Annotated in this window: 23 protein-coding genes; 15 read left to right on the top strand and 8 right to left on the bottom strand. The window is 71.8% G+C overall.

Annotation, left to right across the window (positions count from 1 at the left end; translation table 11 throughout):
- Position 1 precedes the first annotated feature (1 nt).
- The 3 genes from RKD23_RS12170 to RKD23_RS12180 all read left to right on the top strand — a co-directional run bounded on the left by RKD23_RS12170 (position 2) and on the right by RKD23_RS12180 (position 2002).
- Positions 2 to 652: an AIM24 family protein gene (locus tag RKD23_RS12170; protein ID WP_424853706.1), complete on the top strand. Its 651-nt coding sequence runs from the start codon at positions 2 to 4 to the stop codon at positions 650 to 652.
- Positions 649 to 1431 (top strand): AIM24 family protein, encoded by a 783-nt coding sequence (locus tag RKD23_RS12175; RefSeq protein WP_424853707.1) that lies wholly within the window; start codon positions 649 to 651, stop codon positions 1429 to 1431. Before RKD23_RS12170 ends, RKD23_RS12175 begins: the two co-directional genes overlap by 4 nt.
- Before the next feature lie 94 nt (positions 1432 to 1525).
- On the top strand, positions 1526 to 2002 hold the full coding sequence (locus RKD23_RS12180; RefSeq protein ID WP_424853708.1) for a MarR family winged helix-turn-helix transcriptional regulator: 477 nt from the start codon (positions 1526 to 1528) through the stop codon (positions 2000 to 2002).
- A gap of 105 nt (positions 2003 to 2107) precedes the next feature.
- Here the strand turns inward: RKD23_RS12180 and meaB are convergent, their stop codons facing one another.
- Entirely contained in the window at positions 2108 to 3064 is a 957-nt protein-coding gene (gene meaB / locus RKD23_RS12185; protein WP_424858222.1) for a methylmalonyl Co-A mutase-associated GTPase MeaB, read from the bottom strand.
- Positions 3065 to 3121: 57 nt separating this feature from the next.
- On the bottom strand, positions 3122 to 4327 hold the full coding sequence (locus RKD23_RS12190) for an acetyl-CoA C-acetyltransferase (protein ID WP_404042213.1): 1206 nt from the start codon (positions 4325 to 4327) through the stop codon (positions 3122 to 3124).
- 147 nt (positions 4328 to 4474) lie between these two features.
- Here RKD23_RS12190 and mce point away from each other — a divergent pair, with 147 nt between their 5' ends.
- The 7 genes from mce to RKD23_RS12225 all read left to right on the top strand — a co-directional run bounded on the left by mce (position 4475) and on the right by RKD23_RS12225 (position 14561).
- Complete coding sequence (gene mce, locus RKD23_RS12195) at positions 4475 to 4915, top strand: methylmalonyl-CoA epimerase (RefSeq protein ID WP_404042214.1); 441 nt, start codon at positions 4475 to 4477, stop codon at positions 4913 to 4915.
- Between the two features lie 211 nt (positions 4916 to 5126).
- Entirely contained in the window at positions 5127 to 9305 is a 4179-nt protein-coding gene (scy, locus tag RKD23_RS12200) for a polarized growth protein Scy (protein WP_424853709.1), read from the top strand.
- Between the two features lie 182 nt (positions 9306 to 9487).
- On the top strand, positions 9488 to 10423 hold the full coding sequence (locus RKD23_RS12205; protein ID WP_404042216.1) for a cellulose-binding protein: 936 nt from the start codon (positions 9488 to 9490) through the stop codon (positions 10421 to 10423).
- Between the two features lie 86 nt (positions 10424 to 10509).
- Positions 10510 to 11463: an ATP-binding cassette domain-containing protein gene (locus tag RKD23_RS12210; protein ID WP_424853710.1), complete on the top strand. Its 954-nt coding sequence runs from the start codon at positions 10510 to 10512 to the stop codon at positions 11461 to 11463.
- A gap of 2 nt (positions 11464 to 11465) precedes the next feature.
- Positions 11466 to 12236: an ABC transporter permease gene (locus RKD23_RS12215; RefSeq protein ID WP_424853711.1), complete on the top strand. Its 771-nt coding sequence runs from the start codon at positions 11466 to 11468 to the stop codon at positions 12234 to 12236.
- Positions 12237 to 12348: 112 nt separating this feature from the next.
- On the top strand, positions 12349 to 13710 hold the full coding sequence (locus RKD23_RS12220) for an ABC transporter ATP-binding protein (RefSeq protein WP_424853712.1): 1362 nt from the start codon (positions 12349 to 12351) through the stop codon (positions 13708 to 13710).
- Positions 13707 to 14561 (top strand): ABC transporter permease, encoded by an 855-nt coding sequence (locus tag RKD23_RS12225; protein ID WP_424853713.1) that lies wholly within the window; start codon positions 13707 to 13709, stop codon positions 14559 to 14561. Before RKD23_RS12220 ends, RKD23_RS12225 begins: the two co-directional genes overlap by 4 nt.
- A gap of 6 nt (positions 14562 to 14567) precedes the next feature.
- Here RKD23_RS12225 and RKD23_RS12230 read toward each other — a convergent pair whose 3' ends face one another.
- Positions 14568 to 14903 carry an ATP/GTP-binding protein gene (locus tag RKD23_RS12230; RefSeq protein WP_424853714.1) on the bottom strand — a complete coding sequence of 112 codons (336 nt, stop codon included), beginning with the start codon at positions 14901 to 14903 and terminating at the stop codon, positions 14568 to 14570.
- A 231-nt stretch (positions 14904 to 15134) separates the two neighbouring features.
- On the opposite strand from RKD23_RS12230, the gene RKD23_RS12235 reads away from it, so the two are divergent.
- Positions 15135 to 16163 carry an LLM class flavin-dependent oxidoreductase gene (locus RKD23_RS12235; protein ID WP_424853715.1) on the top strand — a complete coding sequence of 343 codons (1029 nt, stop codon included), beginning with the start codon at positions 15135 to 15137 and terminating at the stop codon, positions 16161 to 16163.
- Between the two features lie 84 nt (positions 16164 to 16247).
- On the opposite strand, the gene RKD23_RS12240 is transcribed toward RKD23_RS12235, so the two are convergent.
- Positions 16248 to 16640, bottom strand: a complete 393-nt coding sequence (locus RKD23_RS12240) for an SCO5389 family protein (RefSeq protein ID WP_399644961.1) — start codon at positions 16638 to 16640, stop codon at positions 16248 to 16250.
- 284 nt (positions 16641 to 16924) lie between these two features.
- Here RKD23_RS12240 and nucS point away from each other — a divergent pair, with 284 nt between their 5' ends.
- Positions 16925 to 17596 carry an endonuclease NucS gene (nucS, locus tag RKD23_RS12245; protein ID WP_404042223.1) on the top strand — a complete coding sequence of 224 codons (672 nt, stop codon included), beginning with the start codon at positions 16925 to 16927 and terminating at the stop codon, positions 17594 to 17596.
- A gap of 78 nt (positions 17597 to 17674) precedes the next feature.
- Here nucS and RKD23_RS12250 read toward each other — a convergent pair whose 3' ends face one another.
- From RKD23_RS12250 to RKD23_RS12260, 3 genes are all read right to left on the bottom strand, one after another.
- Entirely contained in the window at positions 17675 to 20311 is a 2637-nt protein-coding gene (locus RKD23_RS12250) for an ATP-binding protein (RefSeq protein WP_424853716.1), read from the bottom strand.
- Between the two features lie 273 nt (positions 20312 to 20584).
- A complete protein-coding gene (locus tag RKD23_RS12255; RefSeq protein WP_399644967.1) occupies positions 20585 to 20908 on the bottom strand; it encodes an STAS domain-containing protein in 324 nt (107 codons plus the stop codon).
- A 186-nt stretch (positions 20909 to 21094) separates the two neighbouring features.
- Positions 21095 to 21943: a 3-hydroxyacyl-CoA dehydrogenase family protein gene (locus tag RKD23_RS12260; RefSeq protein WP_424853717.1), complete on the bottom strand. Its 849-nt coding sequence runs from the start codon at positions 21941 to 21943 to the stop codon at positions 21095 to 21097.
- Positions 21944 to 22099: 156 nt separating this feature from the next.
- On the opposite strand from RKD23_RS12260, the gene RKD23_RS12265 reads away from it, so the two are divergent.
- Positions 22100 to 22672 (top strand): cob(I)yrinic acid a,c-diamide adenosyltransferase, encoded by a 573-nt coding sequence (locus RKD23_RS12265; RefSeq protein ID WP_424853718.1) that lies wholly within the window; start codon positions 22100 to 22102, stop codon positions 22670 to 22672.
- Here RKD23_RS12265 and RKD23_RS12270 read toward each other — a convergent pair.
- On the bottom strand, positions 22669 to 23208 hold the full coding sequence (locus RKD23_RS12270) for a hypothetical protein (RefSeq protein WP_424853719.1): 540 nt from the start codon (positions 23206 to 23208) through the stop codon (positions 22669 to 22671). The genes RKD23_RS12265 and RKD23_RS12270 overlap by 4 nt on opposite strands.
- A 154-nt stretch (positions 23209 to 23362) precedes the next feature.
- On the opposite strand from RKD23_RS12270, the gene RKD23_RS12275 reads away from it, so the two are divergent.
- Both RKD23_RS12275 and RKD23_RS12280 read left to right on the top strand, forming a co-directional pair.
- Positions 23363 to 24544 (top strand): sensor histidine kinase, encoded by a 1182-nt coding sequence (locus tag RKD23_RS12275; protein WP_424853720.1) that lies wholly within the window; start codon positions 23363 to 23365, stop codon positions 24542 to 24544.
- Complete coding sequence (locus tag RKD23_RS12280; protein WP_424853721.1) at positions 24541 to 25182, top strand: response regulator; 642 nt, start codon at positions 24541 to 24543, stop codon at positions 25180 to 25182. The genes RKD23_RS12275 and RKD23_RS12280 overlap by 4 nt, the downstream gene beginning before the upstream one ends.
- The last annotated feature ends 74 nt before the right edge of the window (positions 25183 to 25256 follow it).

Genomic DNA, 25256 nt, shown 5'->3' on the forward strand with positions numbered 1-25256 from the left:
CATGGCCTTCCGGGAGCTCAACTCGAAGATGGTCGAGGCGACCGTCGCGCCGGGGCAGCGGCTGTTCAGTCAGCGGGGGGCGATGCTCGCCTACCAGGGCGAGGTGACCTTCACTCCGAACGTCGCCGGCGGCCAGGGCGGCGTGATGTCGATGATCGGGCGCAGGGCCGCGGGCGAGGACACCCCGCTGATGACCGTCGAGGGCAGCGGCACCGTGCTCTTCGGGCACGGCGGCCACCATGTGCACGTCATACACCTGACCGGTGACACCTTGTACGTCGAGGCCGACCGGCTGCTCGCCTTCGAGGGCACGCTGGAGCAGCGGACCGTGTTCCTGGGCGCGCAGGGCGGGGTGATGGGCATGGTGCGCGGCCAGGTCAGCGGGCAGGGGCTGTTCACGACGTCCCTGACCGGCCACGGGGCCGTGGCCGTGATGGCCCACGGCGGTGTGTTCGAGGTGCCGATCACCCCACAGCGGCCCGTGCACGTGGACCCGCAGGCCTACGTCGCCCACCACGGCGACGTACGCAACAAGCTGTCGACCGCGCTCGGCTGGCGCGACATGGTGGGCCGTGGGTCCGGTGAGGCCTTCCAGCTGGAGCTCAGCGGCAGCGGCTCGGTGTACGTCCAGGCCTCGGAGGAGAAGCTGTGACCGCCCACCCCGGCGCGGGTCCCGTCGTGCACGACCCGATGACGCTGCCCGCCGACGACAACGTCAACGCGTACACCTTCTGCGTGGAGCTCAAGGGGAGCCAGTGGTTCCTGCAGAAGGGGAAGATGATCGCCTACTACGGCTCGATCGAGTTCAACGGCATCGGGCACGGGCGATTGGACCGGCTTGTCCGTACGTCGTTCCATTCGCCTCTGCACGCCTCCGACTGGGTCGTGGCGGAGGGCTCGGGCAAGATGCTGCTCGCCGACCGGGCCTTCGATGTCAATTCCTATGACCTCGAGGACGGCAATCTGACCATTCGCTCGGGCAACCTGCTCGCTTTTCAGCCAACTCTGTCACTGAAGCAATCGATCGTGCCGGGTTTTCTGACCCTCATCGGAACCGGCAAGTTCGTCGCCGCATCTAACGGTCCGGTGGTGTTCATGGAACCCCCGATCCGGGTGGATCCGCAGGCGCTCGTCGGCTGGGCCGACTGCCCGTCACCGTGCCATCACTACGACCATGGCTACATGACCGGTGTGATGGGCGGTCTACGTGCGCTGACGGGCCTCGGCGGGGCCTCCGGGGAGGAGCATCAGTTCGAGTTCGTCGGGGCCGGGACGGTGCTGCTGCAGTCGACCGAGACCCTGATGGCCGAGCAGGCGACGGGGGCGGCTCCGCAGCAGCCGGGCGTGCCCGGCGGCGGGGCTCAGGGCGTCCAGGGTGGACCGCGTCTTCCCGGACAGTTGGGGGACCTCCAGCGTCGCTTCGGACTGTGAGCGGTAGTCTTCGGAGAGTGACATCGAACGCGTGCACGTAGTCACAGCCACCCCCCGTTAGTACGCCTTTCAACTTCTTAGGTAGACTTCATTTATGGAGACCGAAACGGCCACCCGCTGGCTGACCGATGCGGAGCAGTGCGCCTGGCGCACCCACCTGGAGGTCAACAGGCTGTTGACGTACCAGCTCGAAAAGGATCTGCAGCCGTTCGGCCTGACGATGAACGACTACGAAATCCTGGTCAACCTCTCCGAGTCCGACGACCGGCGGATGCGGATGAGCGACCTCGCCTCCGCCACTCTCCAGTCCAAGAGCCGTCTCTCGCACCAGATCACCCGCATGGAGAACGCCGATCTGGTGCGCCGGGAGAACTGCGAGTCCGACCGTCGCGGGCTGTACGCGGTCCTCACCGAGCACGGCATGGAGACCATGCAGCGGGTCGCACCCCACCATGTCGCCTCCGTGCGCAGGCACTTCATCGACCTGCTGTCCCCCGAGGCGCTCACCGAGCTCGACAAGTCCCTGAAGCCGATCGCGGAACACCTGCGCGGACAGCGCGGCCGCCCCTGAAACGCCAGTTCCCCGCGCCCGAGGGGCGCGGGGAACTGCGCGACCGGCCGAAGACGGCCCGCCGCCCGGCGACAGTCGCCGGCCCGGCTGCTCGAAGGCCGGTCCTCAGCTCTGGGTGAGCCCGGTCACCAACTCGTCCGCCGCCCGGTACGGGTCCAGCTCGCCGGCGACGATCCGCTCGGCCAGCGTGCTGAGCCGGCGGTCACCGTGCAGATCCCCGATGCGTTCGCGAAGGGTCGTGACCGCGATGGTCTCCACCTCGTGCGCGGCACGGGCCAGCCGGCGCTGCTTCAGGACGCCGTGCTCCTCCATCCACGCGCGGTGCTTCTCCAGGGCCTCCACGACCTCGTCCACACCCTCGCCGCGCGCGGCGACCGTCTTCACGATCGGCGGGCGCCAGTCGCCCGGGGCGCGGGACTCCCCGAGGCCCAGCATGTGGTTCAGCTCGCGCGCGGTGGCGTCGGCGCCGTCCCGGTCGGCCTTGTTGACGACGTAGACGTCGCCGATCTCCAGGATGCCCGCCTTGGCCGCCTGGATGCCGTCGCCCATGCCCGGGGCCAGCAGCACCACGGAGGTGTCGGCCTGGGAGGCGATCTCCACCTCCGACTGGCCCACGCCGACGGTCTCCACCAGGACCACGTCGCAGCCGGCCGCGTCCAGGACGCGGATCGCCTGCGGCGCGGCCCACGCGAGGCCGCCCAGGTGGCCGCGCGTCGCCATGGAGCGGATGTAGACGCCCGGGTCGGAGGCGTGCTCCGACATCCGGACCCGGTCGCCGAGCAGGGCGCCCCCGGAGAACGGGGAGGACGGGTCGACGGCCAGGACGCCAACCCGCTTGCCCTGCTTGCGGTAGGCGGTGACGAGCGCCGAGGTCGAGGTCGACTTGCCGACACCGGGCGAGCCCGTCAGGCCCACCACATAGGCGTTGCCCGTGAGCGGGGCCAGCGCCGCCATGACCTCCCTGAGCTGCGGGGACGCCCCCTCCACCAGGGAGATCAGCCGGGCCACGGCACGCGGCCGGCCTTCCCTGGCCTGGGCCACCAGCGAGGAGACGTCCTGCATCACAGCTCCGTTCTTCACTTCAGGGTCGTACGGAAACTCAGTCGTACGGAAACGAACTCAGGCCTTGGGTACCCGGACGATCAGCGCGTCACCCTGACCGCCGCCACCGCACAGCGCGGCCGCGCCGACACCGCCGCCGCGCCGCTTGAGCTCCAGCGCCAGGTGCAGCACCAGACGGGCGCCGGACATGCCGATGGGGTGGCCCAGCGCGATGGCGCCGCCGTTGACGTTCACCTTTTCCGTGGACACGCCGAGGTCCTTCATTGACTGCACGGCGACGGCCGCGAACGCCTCGTTGATCTCGATCAGATCGAGGTCGGAGACCTCCAGGCCCTCCTTCTTCAGGGCGTGCAGGATCGCGTTCGACGGCTGCGACTGCAAAGAGTTGTCCGGGCCGGCCACGTTGCCGTGGGCGCCGATCTCGGCGATCCAGTCCAGGCCCAGCTCCTGCGCCTTGGCCTTGCTCATCACGACCACCGCGGCGGCGCCGTCGGAGATCTGCGAGGAGGAGCCGGCGGTGATCGTGCCGTCCTTGGCGAACGCCGGGCGCAGCTTGCCCAGCGACTCGGCGGTGGTCTCGGCGCGGATGCCCTCGTCCTTGCTGAAGACGACCGGCTCGCCCTTGCGCTGCGGGATCTCGATCGGGGTGATCTCGGCCTCGAACAGGCCGTTCTTCTGCGCGGCGGCGGCCCGCTGGTGGGACAGCGCGGCGATCTCGTCCTGCTCGGGGCGCTGGATGCCGAGGCGCGTGTTGTGCTTCTCGGTGGACTCGCCCATGGCGATGCCCTCGAAGGCGTCGGTCAGACCGTCGTACGCCATGGCGTCGAGCATCTCGATCGCCCCGTACTTGAAGCCCTCGCGGGACTTGGGCAGCAGATGCGGGGCGTTGGTCATCGACTCCTGGCCGCCCGCGACCACGATGTCGAACTCACCGGCGCGGATGAGCTGGTCCGCGAGCGCGATGGCGTCGAGGCCGGAGAGGCACACCTTGTTGATGGTGAGCGCCGGGACGTTCATCGGGATGCCGGCCTTGACGGCGGCCTGGCGCGCCGGGATCTGGCCCGCGCCGGCCTGGAGCACCTGGCCCATGATGACGTACTGCACCTGGTCGCCGCCGATCCCCGCACGGTCGAGGGCGGCCTTGATCGCGAAGCCGCCGAGGTCGGCTCCGGAGAAGGACTTCAGCGAGCCGAGCAGCCGCCCCATGGGGGTGCGGGCGCCCGCGACGATGACGGACGTCGTGCCGTTCGTTGCAGAAGACATGAGCTGCGATCCCCTTACCGGCTGCACAGCCGAGGAGTGAACGAGGGTTTACTCGAATGTACTGAGCGGTACTCCGCCCGTCATCGGGCCGTCGGTGTGATCGCGCGCACGTTGCGTAACCACCTCCGGAGCGCTCCACTGAGTTCCATGCTGACGCGAATCGACCACATCGGGATCGCCTGTTTCGACCTCGACAAGACCGTCGAGTTCTACCGGGCCACGTACGGCTTCGAGGTGTTCCACTCCGAGGTCAACGAGGAGCAGGGCGTGCGCGAGGCCATGCTCAAGATCAACGATACGTCCGACGGCGGTGCTTCCTACCTCCAGTTGCTGGAACCGACCCGGGAGGACTCCGCGGTCGGCAAGTGGCTCGCCAAGAACGGCGAGGGCGTCCACCACATCGCCTTCGGCACGGCGGACGTCGACGGGGACTCCGAGGACATCCGCGGCAAGGGTGTCCGGGTGCTCTACGAAGAGCCGCGGCGCGGCTCCATGGGGTCACGGATCACCTTCCTGCACCCCAAGGACTGCCACGGCGTTCTCACAGAACTGGTCACTTCGGCGGCCGTTGAGTCACCTGAGCACTGACCCCCGTACATATGGGCCGGTAGGGTTGGGTGCGGTCGCCCGCCTCACAGCGGGCGTCCGCACGCCGGGGTCCGGGTTTTAGGGGGACGAGCGCCGGGCAGCAGCCCAAGCTCCGCCGTTGATCTGACACCATTCCCCGGGGGCCCCGTTCGGCGGACGGACGGAGCTCGTTCGGAAAGACTTGCGACCAGGGGACGGATGGGACCGCGCAGTGCGGGGCTACGAGAGCCAGGAGCGAGAGCCGGCGGCTGACGTCGACCACCTCTCTCGGTTCGAGGCCGAGATGAAGCGGCTGAGGACCGAGCGGGAAAAGGCGATCCAGCACGCCGAGGACCTCGGCTACCAGGTCGAGGTGCTGCGCGCCAAGCTGCACGAGGCGCGCCGCACCCTGATGACCAGGCCCGCCTACGACAGTGCCGACATCGGCTACCAGGCCGAGCAGTTGCTGCGCAACGCGCAGGTGCAGGCCGACCAGCTCCGCGCCGACGCCGAGCGCGAGCTGAGCCAGGCCCGTGCGCAGACCCAGCGCATCCTCCAGGAGCACGCCGAGCAGGCCGCCCGGCTCCAGGCCGAGCTGCACCAGGAGGCGGTGACGCGCCGCCAGCAGCTCGACGAGGAGCTGGCCGAGCGCCGGCAGACCGTCGAGTCGCACGTCAACGAGAACGTGGCGTGGGCGGAGCAGTTGCGCGCCCGCACCGAGGCCCAGGCCCGCCGCCTCCTCGAGGAGTCCCGCGCCGAGGCCGAGCAGGCCATGGCGGCCGCCCGCGCGGAGGCCGAGCGGCTGACCGCCGAGGCCCGGCAGCGGCTGCAGTCCGAGGCCGAGAGCGCCCGCACCGAGGCCGAGCAGCTGCTGCGCCGGGCCCGCGCGGACGCCGAGCGGCTGCTGAACGCGGCGTCCACCCAGGCCCAGGAGGCCACCGACCACGCCGAGCAGCTGCGCTCGTCCGCGGCCGGCGAGTCCGACGCGGCCCGCCGCCAGGCCGCCGAGCTCTCCCGCACCGCCGAGCAGCGCATGACCGAGGCCGAGGAGGCGCTGCGCAAGGCGCAGACCGAGGCCGAGAAGCTCGTCACGGAGGCCAAGGAGGCCGCCGCCAAGACGCTCTCCAGCGCCGAGGCCGCCAACGAGACCCGCACCCGCACCGCCAAGGAGCAGGTCGCCCGGCTGGTCGGCGAGGCCACCAAGGAGGCCGAGACCACCAGGGCGGAGGCCGAGCAGCAGCTCGCCGACGCCCGCGCGGAGGCCGAGAAGCTCCTCGCGGAGGCCGCCGAGAAGGCCCGTACGATCACCGCCGAGGAGAGCGCGACCCAGCTGTCCAAGGCGGCCAAGACCGCCGAGGACGTCCTCAACAAGGCGGCCGAGGAAGCCAAGCAGACCACCAAGGCCGCCGCCGAGGAGGCCGAGCGCATCCGCCGCGAGGCCGAGGCCGAGGCGGACCGGCTGCGCGCCGAGGCGCACGACATCGCCGAGCAGCTCAAGGGCGCGGCGAAGGACGACACCGAGGAGTACCGCGCCAAGACGGTCGAGCTGCAGGAGGAGGCGCGCCGGCTGCGCGGCGAGGCCGAGCAGCTGCGGGCCGACGCGGTCGACGAGGGCGAGAAGATCCGCGCCGAGGCCCGGCGCGAGGCCGTGGCGCAGATCGAGGAGGCCGCCAAGTCGGCCGAGGAGCTGCTGTCCAAGGCGAAGGCCGACGCCGACGAGCTGCGCCGCACGGCGACCGCGGACAGCGAGAAGGTCCGCACCGAGGCGATCGAGCGCGCGACCTCCCTGCGCCGGCAGGCCGAGGAGACCCTGGAGCGCACCCGCGCGGAGGCCGAGCGCCACCGCGAGGAGGTCGTGGAGCAGTCCGAGGGCATCCGCGCGGACGCCGAGCAGGCCGCGCGGGAGCTGCGCGAGGAGACCGAGCGCGCGGTCGCGGCCCGGCAGGCGGAGGCCGCCGAGGAGCTGACCCGGCTGCACACCGAGGCCGAGCAGCGCCTCGCCGCCGCCGAGCAGGCGCTGACCGACGCCCGCGAGGAGGCCGAGCGGATCCGCCGCGAGGCCGCCGAGGAGACCGAGCGGCTGCGCACCGAGGCCGCCGAGCGCATCCGGGCGCTCCAGCAGCAGGCGGAGACCGAGGCGGAGCGGCTGCGCACCGAGGCCGCGGCCGACGCGTCGGCGTCCCGTGCCGAGGGCGAGGCCGTCGCCGTACGGCTGCGCACGGAGGCCGCGACCGAGGCGGAGCGGCTGCGGACGGAGGCGCAGGAGAGCGCCGACCGGGTGCGCGCGGAGGCCCAGGCCGCCGCGGAGCGGCTCGGCACGGAGGCGTCGGAGACGCTGGCCGCCGCGCAGGAGGAGGCCGCCCGGCGCCGCCGCGAGGCGGAGGAGCTGCTGGGCTCGGCCCGGCAGGAGGCCGACCAGGAGCGCGAGCGGGCCCGCGAGCAGAGCGAGGAGCTGCTGGCGAGCGCGCGCAAGCGTGTGGAGGAGGCGCAGGCCGAGGCGACCCGGCTGGTCGAGGAGGCCGACCGGCGCGCGACCGAGATGGTGTCGGCCGCCGAGCAGCACGCGCAGCAGGTGCGCGAGTCGGTGGCGGGCCTGCACGAGCAGGCGCAGGAGGAGATCGCCGGGCTGCGCTCGGCCGCCGAGCACGCGGCGGACCGTACCCGCCGGGAGGCCGAGGAGGAGGCGGACCGGGTCCGCGCCGACGCCTACGCCGAGCGGGAGCGGGCGAGCGAGGACGCGTCCCGGCTGCGCCGCGAGGCGTCCGAGGAGTCGGAGGCCGCCAAGGCGCTCGCCGAGCGCACGATGGCCGAGGCGATGGCCGAGTCCGAGCGGGTGCGCTCGGACGCCGCCGAGCACGCCCAGCGGGTGCGCACGGAGGCCTCCGACACCATCGCGCAGGCCGACCAGGACGCGGCGCGCACCAGGGCGGACGCCCGCGAGGACGCCAACCGCATCCGCTCCGACGCGGCGACGCAGGCGGACACCCTCATCACCGAGGCCCGCAGCGAGGCCGAGCGGCTGACGAACGAGACCAACGCCGAGGCCGAGCGCGTGCGTTCGGAGGCCCTCGCCGAGGCTGAGCGGCTCACCACCGAGACGACCGCCGAGGCGGAGCGGGTGCGCACGGAGGCGCTGGCCTTCGCCGAGCAGCTCACGTCGGAGACCGCCGCCGAAGCCGAGCGGGTACGCACGGAGGCGCTGGCCTTCGCCGAGCAGCTGACGTCCGAGACCGCGGCCGAGGCGGAGCGGGTCCGGACCGAGGCGCGCGAGCAGGCCGAGCGGCTCACCGGTGAGACCGTCGCCGAGGCCGACCGCGTACGGACCGAGGCGCTGGCCGAGGCCGAGCGGCTCGCCACCGACACCGCGGCGGAGAGCGAGCGGGTGCGCGCGGAGGCCAAGGCGGCCGCCGAGCGGATGCTCGCGGACGCGTCCGGCGACGCGGAGCGGCTGCGGGCCGAGGCCGCGGAGACGGTCGGCTCCGCGCAGGCGCACGCCGAGCGGCTGCGGGCCGAGGCCGAGCGGCTGCGCGAGGAGGCGGCGCAGGAGGCCGAGCGGGTCACCACGGCCGCCCGCGAGGAGGCCGAGCGCACCCTGGACGAGGCCCGCCAGGACGCCAACAAGCGGCGTTCGGAGGCGGCCGAGCAGGTCGACACGCTCATCACGGAGACCACGGCCGAGGTCGACAAGCTGCTCGCGGAGGCGCAGGAGCAGGCGCTGAAGACCACCGCGGACGCCGAGTCGCAGGCCGACACGATGGTGGGCGCGGCCCGCAAGGAGGCCGAGCGGATCGTCTCCGAGGCGACGATCGAGGGCAACTCCCGGGTGGAGAAGTCCCGTACGGACGCCGACGAGCTGCTGGTCGGGGCGCGCCGGGACGCGACCGCGATAAGGGAGCGCGCGGAGGAGCTGCGCGACCGCATCACCAGCGAGATCGAGGAGCTGCACGAGCGGGCCCGCCGTGAGGCCGCCGAGACGATGAAGTCGACCGGCGACCGCTGCGACGCGCTGATCAAGGCAGCCGAGGAGCAGCTCGCCAAGGCCGAGGCGAAGGCCAAGGACCTGGTGTCGGAGGCCAACTCCGAGGCGGGCAAGGTCCGCATCGCCGCGGTGAAGAAGGCCGAGGGCCTGCTGAAGGAGGCCGAGCAGAAGAAGGCCAAGCTGGTCAAGGAGGCCGAGGACCTCAAGGCCGAGGCGATCCGCGAGGCCCGGCGCACGGTCGAGGAGGGCAAGCGGGAGCTGGAGGTCCTGGTGCGCCGGCGCGAGGACATCAACGCCGAGATCTCCCGTGTCCAGGACGTCCTGGAGGCGTTGGAATCCTTCGAGGCCCCGACCCCGGCCAAGGACGGCGGCGTCAAGGCGGGCGCCACGGTGGGGGCACCTCGTTCGGGTGGCAAGGCGTCGGACGGCTAGTCAGCAAGCGGCGTTCCGGTGTGTTCTGGGACCTTTGCCCAAGACTTGGCAAGCGATCCGGCGGTCAGCCACTCAAAAGAGGTGTCATTCTCCAGATCAAACACGCATCCGCTCGATGACACACCGTTCCGACCCCTAGGATTCCCCCTATCACCTCACCGGTCTCATTCGACAGGAACCCCATGAGCGACACTTCCCCCTACGGCTTCGAGCTTGTGCGGCGTGGATACGACCGCGCTCAGGTGGACGAACGTATCTCCAAGCTCGTCTCCGACCGTGACAGTGCTCTCGCCCGCATCACCGCTCTGGAGAAGCGCATCGAGGAACTCCACCTCGAGACGCAGAACGCCCAGGCCCAGGTGAGCGACGCCGAGCCGTCGTACGCCGGTCTCGGTGCGCGCGTCGAGAAGATCCTGCGCCTCGCCGAGGAAGAGGCCAAGGACCTGCGCGAGGAGGCCCGCCGCGCGGCCGAGCAGCACCGTGAGCTCGCCGAGTCGGCCGCCCAGCAGGTGCGCAACGACGCCGAGTCGTTCGCGGCCGAGCGCAAGGCCAAGGCCGAGGACGAGGGCGTCCGCATCGTCGAGAAGGCCAAGAGCGACGCCGCGCAGCTGCGCTCGGAGGCGCAGAAGGACGCGCAGTCCAAGCGCGAGGAGGCCGACGCGCTCTTCGAGGAGACCCGCGCCAAGGCCGCGCAGGCCGCCGCGGACTTCGAGACCAACCTGGCCAAGCGCCGGGAGCAGTCCGAGCGGGACCTGGCCTCCCGTCAGCAGAAGGCGGAGAAGCGCCTCGCGGAGATCGAGCACCGCGCGGAGCAGCTGCGTCTGGAGGCGGAGAAGCTGCGCACCGACGCCGAGCGCCGTGCCCGCCAGACGGTGGAGACGGCCCAGCGCCAGGCCGAGGACATCGTGGCCGACGCCAACGCCAAGGCCGACCGCATCCGTTCGGAATCCGAGCGCGAGCTGGCCGCCCTCACCAACCGCCGCGACTCCATCAACGCGCAGCTGACGAACGTCCGCGAGATGCTCGCGACGCTCACCGGCGCCGCGGTGGCCGCGGCCGGTGCTCCGGCCGAGGACGAGCCGATCTCCCGCGGGGTTCCGGCGCAGCAGACCCGGTAAACCGGACGGCGTCCATCCGCTGAACACTTGACGAGCCCTCTGTCACTCCGGTGGCAGAGGGCTTTGTCCCGTTTTAGCGTGGCCGCATGATCGAGCTCGAGGGGCTGACCAAGCGGTACGGCGAGAAGGTGGCGGTCAACAACCTGACCTTCACCGTCAGACCGGGCATCGTCACGGGCTTCCTCGGCCCGAACGGCGCCGGCAAGTCGACCACCATGCGGATGATGCTGGGCCTGGACCGGCCCACAGCCGGCGACGTCCGCATCGACGGCAAGCGCTACGACCAGCTGAAGGACCCGCTCACCTACATCGGTGCGCTGCTGGACGCCAAGGCGGTGCACGGCGGGCGCAGCGCCTTCAACCATCTGCTGTGTCTGGCGCAGAGCAACGGCATCCCGAAGGCCCGGGTGCACGAGGTGCTGGACACGGTCGGCCTGACCGCGGTCGCCCGCAAGAAGGCCAAGGGGTTCTCGCTCGGCATGGGGCAGCGGCTCGGCATCGCGGCGGCGCTGCTCGGCGACCCGCGGATCCTGATGTTCGACGAGCCGGTCAACGGCCTCGACCCCGAGGGCATCCACTGGATCCGCAACCTCATGAAATCCCTCGCGGCCCAGGGCCGGACGGTGTTCGTCTCCTCGCACCTGATGAGCGAGATGGCCCTGACCGCCGACCATCTGGTCGTCATCGGCCAGGGGCGGCTGCTCGCCGACACGTCCATGGCGGACTTCATCGCCCGCAATTCACGGACGTACGTCCGGATCCGTACGCCGCAGCGCGAGCGGCTGCTCGATGTGCTGCGCCGGGCCGGGATCACGGTGGTGGAGACGGGCGGCGGGGTGCTGGAGGTCGACGGCGGCAAGCCCGAGCTGATCGGCGAGCTGGCCGCGCAGCACCAGATCGTGCTGCACGAGCTGAGCCCCCAGCAGGCCTCCCTGGAGGAGGCGTTCATGCAGCTGACGGCGGAGTCCGTCGAGTATCACGCGCACGCCGGCACACCTGCCCCGCAGCAGGCGTGGGGCGACGGCTGGAAGAGGGACTGAGCATGGCGGCCACACAGGTCATCCGGTCCGAATGGACCAAGATCCGGTCGGTGGCGTCCACGGTGTGGACACTCTCGCTCTCGGTGGTGGTCACCATCGCGCTCGGGATGCTGATCTCGGCGCTGTCGAAGAACGAGTTCGACAGCATGGACGCCCGGCAGCGGCTGAACTTCGACCCGACCTACATCAGCTTCGCCGGGATGAGTCTCGGCCAGCTCGCGATGATCGTGTTCGGGGTGCTGGTGGTGTCCAACGAGTACAGCACCGGCATGATCCGCGTCTCGCTGTCCGCCGTACCGCAGCGGGCCACCTTCCTCTTCAGCAAGGTCGCCGTCGCGACGGGGCTCGCGCTGGTGGTCGGCATGGCGACCAGCTTCATCACGTTCTTCCTCGGACAGTCGATGCTGGGCTCGCTGAAGGCGTCCATCGGCGACCCGGGCGTGCTGCGGGCGGTGCTCGGCGGCGGCCTCTACATGGCGCTGATCGCGATGTTCTCCATGGGCGTCGCCGCGATGCTGCGCTCGCCGATGCTCTCCCTCGGCATCCTGATGCCGTTCTTCTTCCTCATCTCCAACATCCTCGGCAACGTCGGCGCGACGAAGAAGATCGGCCGCTATCTGCCCGACCAGGCCGGCAGCAAGATCATGCAGGTGGTCCGCCCGGTCGACGACGACACCCCGTACGGCCCCTGGGGCGGCCTCGGGATCATGGCGCTGTGGGTGGTCGCCGCGCTCGTCGGCGGTTACGTGCTGCTCAAGCGGCGGGACGCGTAGTCCCGGCCGGTTTTTACCCTCTCTTGGAGGGAACCGTCAGCGCCTCGATATCCTCCTAACCCTTACGGGGGCGTGTGCCCCGCTGTCCTGAACCTTTCGATGGGTGCGGAGCATGATCGAGGCAGTCGGCCTGACGAAGCGCTACGGCGACAAGACCGCTGTACACAACCTTTCCTTCCAGGTGCGGCCCGGCGCCGTCACCGGCTTTCTCGGGCCGAACGGCTCGGGCAAGTCGACCACGATGAGGATGATCCTCGGGCTGGACAACCCCACCTCCGGGCAGGTGACGATCGGCGGCTACCCCTACCGCAAGCTGCCGAACGCCCCGCGCCAGGTCGGTGCGCTGCTCGACGCGAAGGCGGTGCACGGCGGCCGCTCGGCCCGCAACCACCTGCTCAGCCTCGCCCAGCTGTCCGGCATCCCGGCCCGCCGGGTCGACGAGGTGCTCGGCGTGGTCGGCCTGCAGGACGTGGCCCGCAAGCGGTCCAAGGGCTTCTCGCTCGGCATGGGCCAGCGCCTCGGCATCGCCGGCGCGCTGCTCGGCGACCCGCAGGTACTGCTCTTCGACGAGCCGGTCAACGGCCTCGACCCCGAGGGCATCCTGTGGGTGCGCAACCTGATGAAGGCGCTCGCGGCGGAGGGCCGTACCGTCTTCGTCTCCTCGCACCTGATGAGCGAGATGGCCCTGACCGCCGACCACCTCATCGTGATCGGGCGGGGTCAGCTGCTCGCGGACATGAGCGTGCAGGACTTCATCGCCGCGAACTCGGCGGGCTTCGCGCGCGTGCGCACCCCGGACACCGAGCCGCAGCTGCGCGAGAAGCTGAGCTCCGCCCTGACCGAGGCGGGCGCGCACGTGATGCCCGAGCAGGACGGCGCCCTGCGGGTGACCGGGCTGCCGCTCCCCCGCATCAGCGACATCGCGCACGACACGGACGTACGTCTGTGGGAGCTGTCGCCGCACCAGGCCTCCCTGGAGGAGGCGTACATGCGGATGACCCAGGGCGCCGTCGACTACCGCTCCACCGTCGACCAGAAGGCGGGCCTCCAGCAGCCGATGCCGCCCGGCGCCCAGCCCCCCATGCCGGTCGCCGGCCAGGGCCAGCCCGGCTGGTACGCCCCGCCGCCGCCCCAGCAGGGCGGACAGCCCTTCGCGATGCAGCAGGGCCAGAACCCGTACCTCCAGGGCGGCCCCCAGGCCCCGGGCGCGGGCGGGCAGGCGTTCGCCGGCGGCCCGGCCCCGCAGGGTGCAGGCGCCCCGCAGGGTGGTGTTCCCCAGCCCCCGCTCGGCGCCGCGCCCGCCCCGGCCGCCCAGCCGGTCCCGGGCCCGCCCGCCGCCGCCCCGCACCCGCAGACGCCCCCGCAGGGCGGCCCGGCCCCGCAGCCGCAGGCACCCGCGCCTCAGCCCCCGGTCGCCGCGCCGCAGGCCCCCGCTCCCTCCGTAGACACCACCAAGTCCGAGGACGCCCGATGAGCACGCCCCAGCCCCCGATGCCGCAGGCGGCGGCCGGATCGCCGTACGCCGGTTACACCTCGCCCATCCCCGTGGTGCGCACGCACCTCGGACACGCGATCGCGTCCGAGTGGACGAAGATCAAGTCGATCCGGTCGACCATGTGGACGCTCGGCGTGTTCGTGCTGCTGGTCGTCGGCATCGGCCTGCTGACCGGCGGCGTGGTGGCGGCCAACTCCGACGAGGCCGGTCTCGGCGACGAGAACCCGCTGGGCCTCGGCTTCTTCGGACTGCTGCTGCTCGGCACCATGTGCGTCATCACGCTCGGCGTGCTGACCACGGCCTCCGAGTACGGCACCGGCATGATCCGCACCACCATGACCGCCTGCCCCAGCCGGGGCCGGGTCCTCGCCGCGAAGTCGATCGTGTTCTTCACGCTGGCGTTCGTGGTGACGCTGATCTCCTCCGGCCTGGTCGCCGTCGCCCAGATCGGCATGGTGAGTGACGCCCGCGAGCCCACCGGCGCGGAGTGGTTCAAGGGCACGGTCGGCGTCTCGCTCTACCTGGCCCTGCTCGGCCTGCTGTCGCTGCTGATCGGCTCGGTCATCCGGCACTCGGCGGGCGCCATCACCATCATGATCGGCGCCGTGCTGGCCCCGCTGGTGATCGCGCTGTTCATGTTCTCGTCGTCGCTGGAGGACCTGCGCCAAGCGCTGTTCGAGTACTCGATCCCGAACCAGCTCAGCGTCTTCTACTCCAACTCCCTCACCGAGACCGGCCCTTCGGGCTGGGACCCGCTGTGGATCATGCTGGTCGCGGTCGCCGCGGCCTTCGGCGGCGCCTACGCCCTGCTTCAGAAGCGCGACGTGTAGGTCGGTTCAGAACCTCGGCGCGTTACGGGACCGCTGCACCCGCGTGGTGCGGCGGTCTCGTGCGTTCCAGCACGCCTTGTGCCAGTGCCGCCGGTCGTCGACCCCGGCGTGCGCGGGCCACGCCACCACGTGCGGGACACCGGAGGGGATCATCTGGTCGCAGCCGGGGCAGCGATAGGTCTTGCCCTGTGCGCTCGCGCCCGCCACATGCCGCACGGTCCAGTCCTCGCCCTGCCAGTCCACCGAGGACTCCCAGCCGCCGTAGCGGCCCGGCCGGTCGGCGTCGGCAGCGCGGCCGGACGCGGAATCGCCACCCTTGGGTCGGTTGCGACGCGGGGACACAGAACACCTCACGGAGCTATACAGGAAGCAGGGTCCGTCCAGCGTACGCGGCGGGCACGAGGGCACCCGGAGGGTCCGGGGCGAGCCGGGGCGCCCGCAAGTCCCCCGACGGGGCCGCCCATTCCGCAGACAATCCGCAAATTACTCCGTCAGGCCGTGTCCTCGGCACGTGTCGGGCGGTTATGCCGGGTGGGGGAGCTCCGTGTCGGAGCCAAGGAAGCAGGAATTGCGATGCGCGTAGGAAGTTTCGTGCTGGCGGCCCAGTTCCCGGGGCAGGGCCAGGGGGAGGCGCTGCACCGGGCGGTCCGTTCGGCCGAGGTGGCGGAGGAGGCCGGGCTGGACGCGGTCTGGCTGGCCGAGCACCACTTCGTGCCCTACGGCACCTGCCCGTCCGCGGTCACGCTGGCCGCGCTGCTGCTCGGCCGCACCCGCCGGATCCGGGTCGGCACCGCGGTGAGCGTGCTGCCCACGACCCACCCCGTGGCCCTCGGCGAACAGGCCGCGCTGCTGCATCTGACGAGCGGCGGCCGCTTCTCGCTGGGCGTGGGGCGCGGCGGGCCGTGGGTGGACCTGGAGGTGTTCGGCGCGGGCCTCGACGCCTACGAGAACGGCTTCACGGAATCACTCGATCTGTTGGTGCGCTGGCTGCGCGAACCCTCGGTGGCGGCCGCCGGTGAGCGCTTCGTCTTCCGCGAAGTCCCGGTCGTACCCCGCCCGTCGGAGTCGCTGACGGACACCGCGGGCCCCGAGGTGCTGGTCGCCTGCACCTCCCCGGCGAGCGTCCGGCGGGCCGCCGAGCGCGGGCTGCCGATGCTGCTCGGCATGCATGTCGGGGACGAGGAAAAGGCCGAGATGGTCTCCCTGTGGCGGCAGTGCGCGCGGGCGGCCGGCCGGTCCCCGGAGGAGATCCGGGAGGCGGCCCATGTGTCGGCGGGTGTCTGCCAGATCGCGGACCGGCGCACGGACGCGGCGGAGACCCTCATGAAGGCGATGCCGGGCTGGCTGAAGCAGGGCCTGGACGCGCATGTGACGGTGGACGGCAGGGAACGCCGTATGCGCGATCCGCTGGCCTACACCGAACTGCTCTGCGGGCTGCACCCGGTGGGCACCCCGCGGCTGTGCGCGGACCGGCTGGCCGCGACCGCCGAGCGCACCGGCGTCTCCCGCTTCGCCCTGCTCGTCGAGGGCTCGGGCGATCTGACGGCCACGGAGGAGAACGTACGGCGGCTCGGCGCCGAGGTGCTTCCGCACCTGCGCTGAACCGCCGTGCCCCCTGAATGCCTGCCGCCCCGGCACAATCTGCACCTCCCGCGTACGGAGCGGCAAGCGGGCTGGTCAACCGCCTCAGCAGTCCCGCAGCTCCGGAGACTGGTTCAGCAGCTGACCGCGGATCGAGGTGAATCGGGCCAGCCTCTCGTCGGCAGAGGCATCCAGCGGGAACACCGCCACCCGGTGGCAGTTCTGGAAGGCCAGCCGCACCCCGAAGTGCCGCTGCAGCGCTCCGCGTATGGCGTCACTCGCGAGCGCACGCAGCAGCTGACCCCGTGCCTGCTCGTCCGGCGGAGGCGTCTGGTTGTCGGCGAACTGTCCGCCGTCCACCTTCAGCTGGGCCACCAGGGAGCTGATCATCTCCCATGCGTAGGGCAGGGAGGTCCGGACGCAGTCGACGAAAGCTGCTTCGTCGACCTCGCCTCGCTCGGCCTGTTCGAGTAGGGCCGGTGAGACGTCGAGCGACATGGGTTCTCCTCTCGCACCCCCGCACCAGCAGGGGTTGCCGGACAGGTAAGGGAGTTCGCGAATCTCGATACGCTGCGTACACACATCGCAACCTCCCGTTTAATACGGTAGGCAACGGACGGTGACCGCACCAGGAGATTGCACACATAGAGAACGACGAGTGTGCGCACAATCGGCCATTGCCGAACAGGCTGCATCTGGATCAAAAGGGGCGGCCCGGGGGGCCTCGGGGTGAGGGTGGGCGAATCGCGTGCACCCCTGCCCGTCGAGTAGCGTTGCGGACCATGCGTCTCGTCATCGCCCGGTGCTCCGTCGACTACGCCGGCCGGCTCACCGCCCATCTGCCCTCGGCTCCCCGCCTGATCCTGGTCAAGGCGGACGGCAGCGTCTCCATCCACGCCGACGACCGGGCCTACAAGCCCCTCAACTGGATGTCGCCGCCCTGCACGCTGAAGGAGGGCACGGGCGCCGAGGACGGCGTGTGGACCGTCGTCAACAAGGCGGGCGAGAAACTGATCATCACGATGGAGGAAGTCCTCCACGACTCGTCGCACGAACTGGGCGTCGACCCGGGCCTGATCAAGGACGGCGTGGAAGCGCACCTTCAGGAGCTGCTCGCCGACCGCATCGAGACGCTGGGCGAGGGCTACACCCTGATCCGGCGCGAGTACATGACGGCCATCGGCCCGGTCGACATCCTGTGCCGGGACGCCGAGGGGCAGACCGTCGCGGTGGAGATCAAGCGGCGCGGCGAGATCGACGGGGTCGAGCAACTCACCCGCTACCTGGAGCTGTTGAACCGCGACCCGCATCTCGCGCCGGTGCGCGGCATCTTCGCCGCCCAGGAGATCAAGCCCCAGGCCCGCGTCCTCGCCACCGACCGCGGCATCGGCTGCCAGGTCCTCGACTACGACGCCCTGCGCGGCATCGAGGACGACAAACTGCGGCTGTTCTGACAGACGCCTTCCCCCCTACGACGATCAGGGCCGGGTCTCCCCCACGGGAGCCCGGCCCTGATGTGTGCGCGGGGTCGGTCAGATGACGGCGTCCGAACCGCTCGGAGTGCTCCCGGCACCGGACTCCGAGGCGCTCGCGGACGCGCTGGCCGTCCCGCTGGCGGTGTTGGTCGTCGGGGGCTCCGCGGGCGTCTCGGTGGGCGTCTGCGTCGGCGTCGGCGAGGACGACGGCGTCGGGGACTCGCTCTCCGTCCGGGTCGGCCTCGGGGACATCGACGGGGGGCTCGTCGGCGACTGGGACGGCGGCTTCTTCGTCGTGGAGGTCGCCGACGGCTCGGTCGTGGGCCGCGGTGAGCCGCTCGGGGTGTCCGACGGCTCGGCCGGGTCCGTGGCGGCCGGGGGAGCCTCTGCGTCGGAGCTGCCGCCGTTGCCGGTGCCGGAGGCGGAGGGCCGGCTGGTGGCGGAGCCGGTGTCGCCGCCGGGGGTGGGCTCGGCCTCGTCGCCGCCCAGGTCGTCGTCCTCGCTCTGGACGGAGGTCGGGTTGACGCCCACCCGGTGCGAGGGGTCGTCGGCGTCGTTGTCGCCGGAGGTGGCGCCGAGGGTCACCACCGTGCCGAGCACGGCGACGAGCAGCGCGCCCGCACCCGTGGCGGCGAGGTTGCGCCGGGCCAGCCCGCGCAGCCCGCCCAAGGCGCGCCGCGGCCCGGAGCCGGAGGCGGTGGCCCGGTCGGTGACGAGGTCGAAGGAGTCGTCGGGCCGGTGCAGCGGCGGGAAGGCGGCGAGGCCCGCCGGGACGCCGTCGGAGGGCGAGGCGGACTTCCCCTGGGCGCCGTCCGCCCCCGGGCCGAGCTGCCCCAGGGCGCCGACCGGGGCCGGACCGCCGTACGGCAGGCCCCCGGACGGGGTCGTGCCCGCGGCGAGTGCCGGCAGTCCCGCACCGGGCGTACCGGACGGGCTCGTGCCGAGGGACCCGAGCGGCAGCCCGGGACCCGGGGTCGTACCGGAGCGGTCGTCGACGAGGGCCAGTGCGCGGCGGCCGGCGACCGTGCCGCGCTTGTCGGCGAGGGCGCCGCGCAGCCCGATGGAGGCCTCCAGCTCGGCGCGGGCGCGGTCGAGCTGTCCGCCGCACAGGGCGAGGATGCCGAGTTCGTGGTGGAAGTAGGCCTGCTCGGAGACGGCACCGGCGAGCCGGGCGGCCTCCGCGCCGGAGCGCAGGGCGCGTTCCCAGGCGCTCCAGTTGAGGCCCGCGGCGAAGGCGGGCGCGGCCGTGCGGGCCAGCTGGACGGCCGGGCTCTCCTCGTCCTCGGCCGGCACGGTGGTGAGAGGCACCAGCACGCTCAACGCGGCGAGCACGGCGTCGGCCTCGGCGCAGACCCGGTCGGGGCCGACCGAGGGGTGTCCGACCCACCAGGTGTAGTGCTGTGCGGCGGTCAGGGCGTAGGCATCGATGTCGTCGGCGTAGCCGGCGGCCTCCAGCTGGGTCAGCACACCGGCGGCGAGGCGGTGACGGCCGCCGACCGGGGAGACCAGGGCGCAGCCGATGAGTTCGCCGAGGGCCGCGTCGGCGTGGGTGTCGCCGACGAGGGCGGGCAGATGGGCCTGGTGCGGGATCTCGCCGCCCAGGGCGACGGCGAAGCGCAGGGTGGCGCGGGCACAGGCGCTGAGCCGGGAGGCGAGCAGGGCGGCGGGGGCGGCCCCTTCGGCGAGCGAGGGCAGCGGTATGTCCTCGCCGACGGGCGGTTCGGCGGGGACGGCGTCCTCGACCGGGACTTCGGGTTCGAAAACGCCATAGTCGTCCAGGGCGTCGGCCCCGGCCCGCAGCCGGTCGCGCTGCCGCAGCAGGGCGCCCGCCTGGACGAAGCGCAGGGGCAGGCCCTCGGACTCGAACCAGAGGTCGCCCGCCCAGTTGGCCTCGTCCTCGGTGAGGGTGCGGCCGACGGCGTGTTCCAGGAGCTCAAGTCCGCCGGCGCGGTCGAGGCCGTCGAGGAAGACCTCCTCGATCGGGGAGTCGGCGGACGGCGCGGGCACGTCGGGGGTCGCGGCGATCAGGAAGGCGCACTCGGGGGTGGCGTCCAGCAGCGTGTCGAGGGCGGCGCCGCCGAACTCGATGTCGTCGAGGACGACGACGGCACCGACCTCGCGGACGTAATCGAGCAGTTCGGCGCGTTCCAGCCGGTGCAGGGGGGCGCGGTGGACGGCGTGGAAGAGGTCGTGGAGGAGTTCGTCGGCGGTGCGGCGGAAGCCGCTGAGGCGGACGACTCCGTCGGGGGCGAGGTCGGCGCAGTCCGCGGCGACGACGTCCAGGAGGCGGGTGCGGCCGGAGCCCGCGGGGCCGGTGAGGCGGACGGAGCGGCCGCGGGCGAGGAGGCGGACGAGCCGCTCGTGCTCGTCGTGGCGGCCGAGCAGCGGCAGTTCGGGGCGGGGCGGTCCGGGCGGGGCCGGCGCGGCGGCACGGGCCGCTTCCGCACGTTCGGCGGGGGTGCGCCTCTCGGGCGCGGCGGGCCGCTGGGCCGGCGGGCACAGCTCGATCTCGCTGCCGTCGACGGGGTTGACGGTGAGCAGGTAGTCACCGGAGACGAGCTGCGTCGTCCTGGCCTGGGCGGGCGCGTGCTGGCCGAGGTCGCCCGCCAGCGGGTCCCTGGGCGGGCGCTGGCGCGGCGGCTGGCCGGCGCTGTCGTGGCCGCCCGCCTCGGGGCCCCGGGTGTTCGGGTCCATCGGTGTCCAACCCCCAAAAGCGTCGTGTGGCGTAGCCCTTCCCGGCCTTGCTGCACACTGCGCTGTCGCTTCTGGTCCGGTACCCGCTCGTGGGTTTCTGGCGGCGGGCAGTCGAACCGTAAACCGTCGCCCGGTGTCTGCGACAGCCCGGGGTGCCGGGCCGCCCGAGACGTCATGGTCTCGTGATGATTGGGCGCGTCGGGTGTTTCTACGCCGGACGTCCGGGTCCTGGTCACCGAACCCCGCGGTCCTGGTCACCGGCCGTGCGCGCGGTCACACGCGGGGCAGCGACTCCACGCCGAGGCCGCCCTCGATCGCAAGGATCCGGTGCAGCCGGGTGGCCACCAGCAGGCGCTGCATCTGCGGCGGTACGCCGCGCAGCACCAGTCGGCGGCCGCAGCGGCCGGCCCGCCGGTGGGCGCCCATGATCACGCCGAGTCCGGTGGCGTCCCACGAGTCCAGTTCGGACAGGTTCAGGATCAGATCGCCGGCTCCGTCGTCGACGGCCGAGTGCAGGACCGTACGGGCGTCCGCCGCGGTGCGGACGTCGAGGCGGCCCCCGACGACCACCTCGGCGTGGTCGCCCCTGATGTGCATATGCGCTCCTGTGCGTGCGTCTGGTGCTCCGCGATGCGATGAGTGTGGGCCGCGTTCTGCGAGCCACGGTTGCAACCTCTGACGGCGTCGCGCTGCCAGAGGTTGCCGTCCGTAAGCGAACCGATACCGAATTCACCCCGAGGTGTGACACCCCTGGGGCGTGTGCGGTTTCGGAGGCCGGGTGCCTCAGTGCTTGTAGAAGCCCTGCCCGCTCTTGCGGCCGATGTCACCGGCGTCAACCATCCGGCGCATCAGCTCCGGCGGAGCGAACTTCTCGTCCTGGGTCTCGGTGTAGATGTTGCTGGTGGCGTGCAGCAGGATGTCCACGCCGGTGAGGTCGGCGGTGGCCAGCGGGCCCATGGCGTGGCCGAAGCCCAGCTTGCAGGCGAGGTCGATGTCCTCGGCGGTGGCGACGCCCGACTCGTAGAGCTTGGTGGCCTCGACGACGAGCGCCGAGATCAGCCGGGTGGTCACGAACCCGGCGACGTCACGGTTGACGACGATGCAGGTCTTGCCGACGGACTCGGCGAACTCCCGCGCGGTGGCGAGGGTCTCGTCGCTGGTCTTGTAGCCGCGCACCAGCTCGACGAGCTGCATCATCGGCACCGGCGAGAAGAAGTGCACGCCGACGACCCGTTCGGGGCGCTCGGTGACGGCCGCGATCTTGGTGATCGGGATGGCGGAGGTGTTGGAGGCGAGCACGGTGTCCGGGCGCACGATCTTGTCGAGCGTGCGGAAGATCTCGTGCTTGACCTCGAGCTTCTCGAAGACGGCCTCGACGACGACGTCCGCGTCGGCGGCCGCGTCCAGGTCGGTCGTGGCGGTGATCCGGCCGAGCGCGGCCTCGGCGTCGGCCGCGTCGAGCTTGCCCTTGCTCACGAACTTGTCGTACGACGCCTTGATCCCGTCGGTGCCCCGCTTGAGTGCCTCGTCGGTGACGTCGCGCAGGACGACGTCCCAGCCCGCCTGCGCGGAGACCTGGGCGATGCCGGAACCCATGAGACCGGCCCCGATGACGGCGAGCTTCCGTGCCACTCCGACTCCCCTTGTGTGCATACACGCTGTTTACGTTTGCTCACGGCGGACACTAGCGGGCGTGAGCCGCTGTGTGACCGGTTAGTAATGCGCGTCACGTCTCACATGACGGACATCACACCGGTGGGGGCGGCGGGGCGTAACTACCCTGGCCTCATGGTCAATCTGACGCGCATCTACACGCGGACCGGCGACAAGGGCACCACGAACCTGGGTGACATGAGCCGGGTGCCGAAGACCGATCTGCGGATCGCCGCCTATGCCGACGCCAACGAGGCGAACGCGGTCATCGGCACGGCGATCGCGCTGGGCGGCCTGGCGGAGGACATCGTCGAGGTCCTCACCCGGGTGCAGAACGACCTGTTCGACGTGGGCGCGGACCTGTCGACGCCGGTGGTGGAGAACCCCGAGTTCCCGCCGCTGAGGGTCGAGCAGTTCTACGTCGACAAGCTGGAGGCGGACTGCGACCGCTTCAACGAACGCCTGGAGAAGCTGCGCTCCTTCATCCTCCCGGGCGGCACCCCCGGCGCGGCCCTGCTGCACCAGGCCTGCACGGTCGCCCGCCGGGCCGAGCGCTCGACGTGGGCGGCGCTGGAGGTGCACGGGGAGGTCATGAACCCGCTGACGGCCACGTACCTCAACCGGCTGTCGGACCTGTTGTTCATCCTCGCCCGAGCGGCCAATCAGGAGCAGGGCGATGTGCTGTGGGTCCCCGGCGGGGAGCGCTAGCTCACCTTTTCGCGCTTCGGGAACAGGGTGTAGCTCCCGGCGATGACCAGGTTGATGCCGATCACCCAGAGCATGCGCTGCTGCCAGGCGCGCAGGGAGCTGATGTCGCCGTCGGTGCCGATGTACCAGACGGCCGACTGGAGCAGGGCGAGGGCGACGACGGCCGCGAGGGTCCAGCGGCCGGCGACCTTCCACTCGTGGACCGCGCGGGCGGTGCCGTACTTCGGCGGGCGCACCGGCGGCGGCCCGCCCGCGAAGCGGTGGGCGAAGCGGGCGTCGGCCCACCTGATGGTGGAGTGACCGAGGCCGACGGTGAAGCCGATGTAGACGGCCGCCAGGCCGTGCTTCCAGTCGGGCTCCGCCCCGTTCTTCAGGTCGATCGCTGTGACGGTGAACAGCACGACCTCCAGCAGCGGCTCGCACAGCAGCAGGGCCAGGCCCACGCGCGGCATCCGCAGCAGATAGCGGAAGGACAGTCCCGCGGCCAGCAGCGCCCAGAAGGCCACTTCACAGGCGACGATCAGTCCGACGATCACGGCTCGCTCCTCTCGGTCACCCTTCCAGGCTGACGCGCGAATGGGCCGGGGTCGTCGTCGCCGATGAGGAAGCCGCGGTACATCGAAAGATGCAGTCGGCGACCCTCCCGCCGGACCATGCGACCGGTGGGCGGTTGCGTGTTGGATGGAGCCCATGGCCGCGCCGCTCCCCCGCCCCCACCGCTTCGACGTGTATCTCGGTGTCGCCGGGCTGCTCGGCGGGCTGGTCATGTGGAAGCTCGGCCTGAACACGGCGGGCAGCGGTCTGCTGCCGTCGGAGTGGGGGCTCATCCCGCTGGCCGTGACGGCACTCATGGAGCCGCTGCGCCGCACCAGACCGCAGGCGGCGCTCGTCGTGGGCACCTTCGCGCTGGTCGCGGACACCTTCACGCCGGGCAACCCGGCGACCATCCTGATGTTCACCGACCTCGCCTACGCGGCCGTGTTGTACGGCACCCCCGCCGCGGTCCGCCGTATCCCGGTCACCACCGGTCTGATCAGCATCGGCATCACCCTGGGCTTCCTGGTGTGGTGGCGCAGGCCCGAGGCGCTGCTGGTCGGGCTCGGCGCGGCCATCGTCTCCTTCGGCCCGGCCGCCACCGGCGCCATCGTGCGCAACCACCGCGACGCCGCGGACTCGGCCCGGCTGCAGGCCGAACAGACCGCGCTGCTCGCCGAGATGGACCGCACCCAGGCCGTCACCGCCGAACGCGCCCGGATGGCGCGGGAGCTGCACGACATGGTGGCCAACCACCTCTCGGCGATCGCGATCCACTCCACGGCGGCGCTGTCCCTGGACGACCCGGCCACCTCCCGTGAGGCCCTGGGGGTGATCCGGGAGAACAGCGTCCAGGGGCTGGCCGAGATGCGCCGGCTGATCGGCATCCTCAGGGACAGCAGCGGCGACCTGGAACCGGCCGTGGCGCCCACGCTCGACGGGCTCGGCTCCCTGGTCGAGGGCGCCCGCGCCAACGGCCTGGACGTCGTGCTGGACGCCGACCGCGGCGAAGGGCTGCCCGCACCGGTCGAACTGGCCGCCTACCGGCTGGTGCAGGAGGCGCTGACCAACGCCCTGAAGCACGCGGGGCCCGGCCGGGTCACCGTACGGCTGCGGCAGCGGGACGGGGCGCTGTGCCTCGCGGTGACCAGCCCGTACGGCGACCGGGACGGGCCGCGCGCGCCGGGTTCCGGGGCCGGGCTCGTGGGCATGCAGGAGCGGGTGGCCCTGCTGCGGGGCACGTTCGAGGCCGGCCCAAAGGAGTCGGCAGACGGCAAGGTGTGGGCCGTACGGGCCACGCTGCCGACCGGGGACATCGAGGAAGGGATGCGGGAATGATCCGGGTGCTCGTCGCGGAGGACCAGTCGGCCGTGCGGGCGGGGCTGGTGCTGATCCTGCGCAGCGCGCCCGACATCGAGGTCGTCGGCGAGGCGGCGGACGGCGAGCAGGCGGTGGAACGGGCCCGCGAGCTGCGGCCGGACCTGGTGCTGATGGACGTACAGATGCCGCGACTTGACGGAGTGTCGGCGACGCGGAAGGTCGTCGCGGAGGGGCTCGCCGATGTGCTGGTGCTGACCACCTTCGACCTCGACGAGTACGTGTTCGGGGCGCTGCGGGCCGGGGCGTCGGGGTTTCTGCTGAAGAACACCGAGGCGCGGGATCTGATCGAGGCCGTGCGGACGGTCGCGCGCGGTGAGGGCCTGATCGCACCCGCTGTCACCCGGCGCCTGATCGCGGAGTTCGCCGCGAAGCCCGTACGGCAGCCGAAGGCCGATCCGGCCGTCCTCGGTGGTCTGACCCGGCGTGAGCGCGAGGTGCTGGCCTGTCTCGGCGAGGGGCTGTCCAACGCGGACATCGCGGCCCGGCTGGACATGGCCGAGGCGACGGTGAAGACGCACGTCAGCCGGTTGCTGGGGAAGCTGGAGCTGCGCAGCCGGGTGCAAGCGGCGGTGCTCGCGCAGGAGTTGGGGATGTAGGGGCCCGCCTGTCGCGAGAGCTCCGAAGTGGTCCAGACCTATTGACCTCTGGTCCAGACCTTTCCTATCCTCGC

Origin of the sequence: Streptomyces sp. SAI-170 (genome assembly GCF_049739565.1) — a bacterium.
GTDB lineage: Bacteria > Actinomycetota > Actinomycetes > Streptomycetales > Streptomycetaceae > Streptomyces.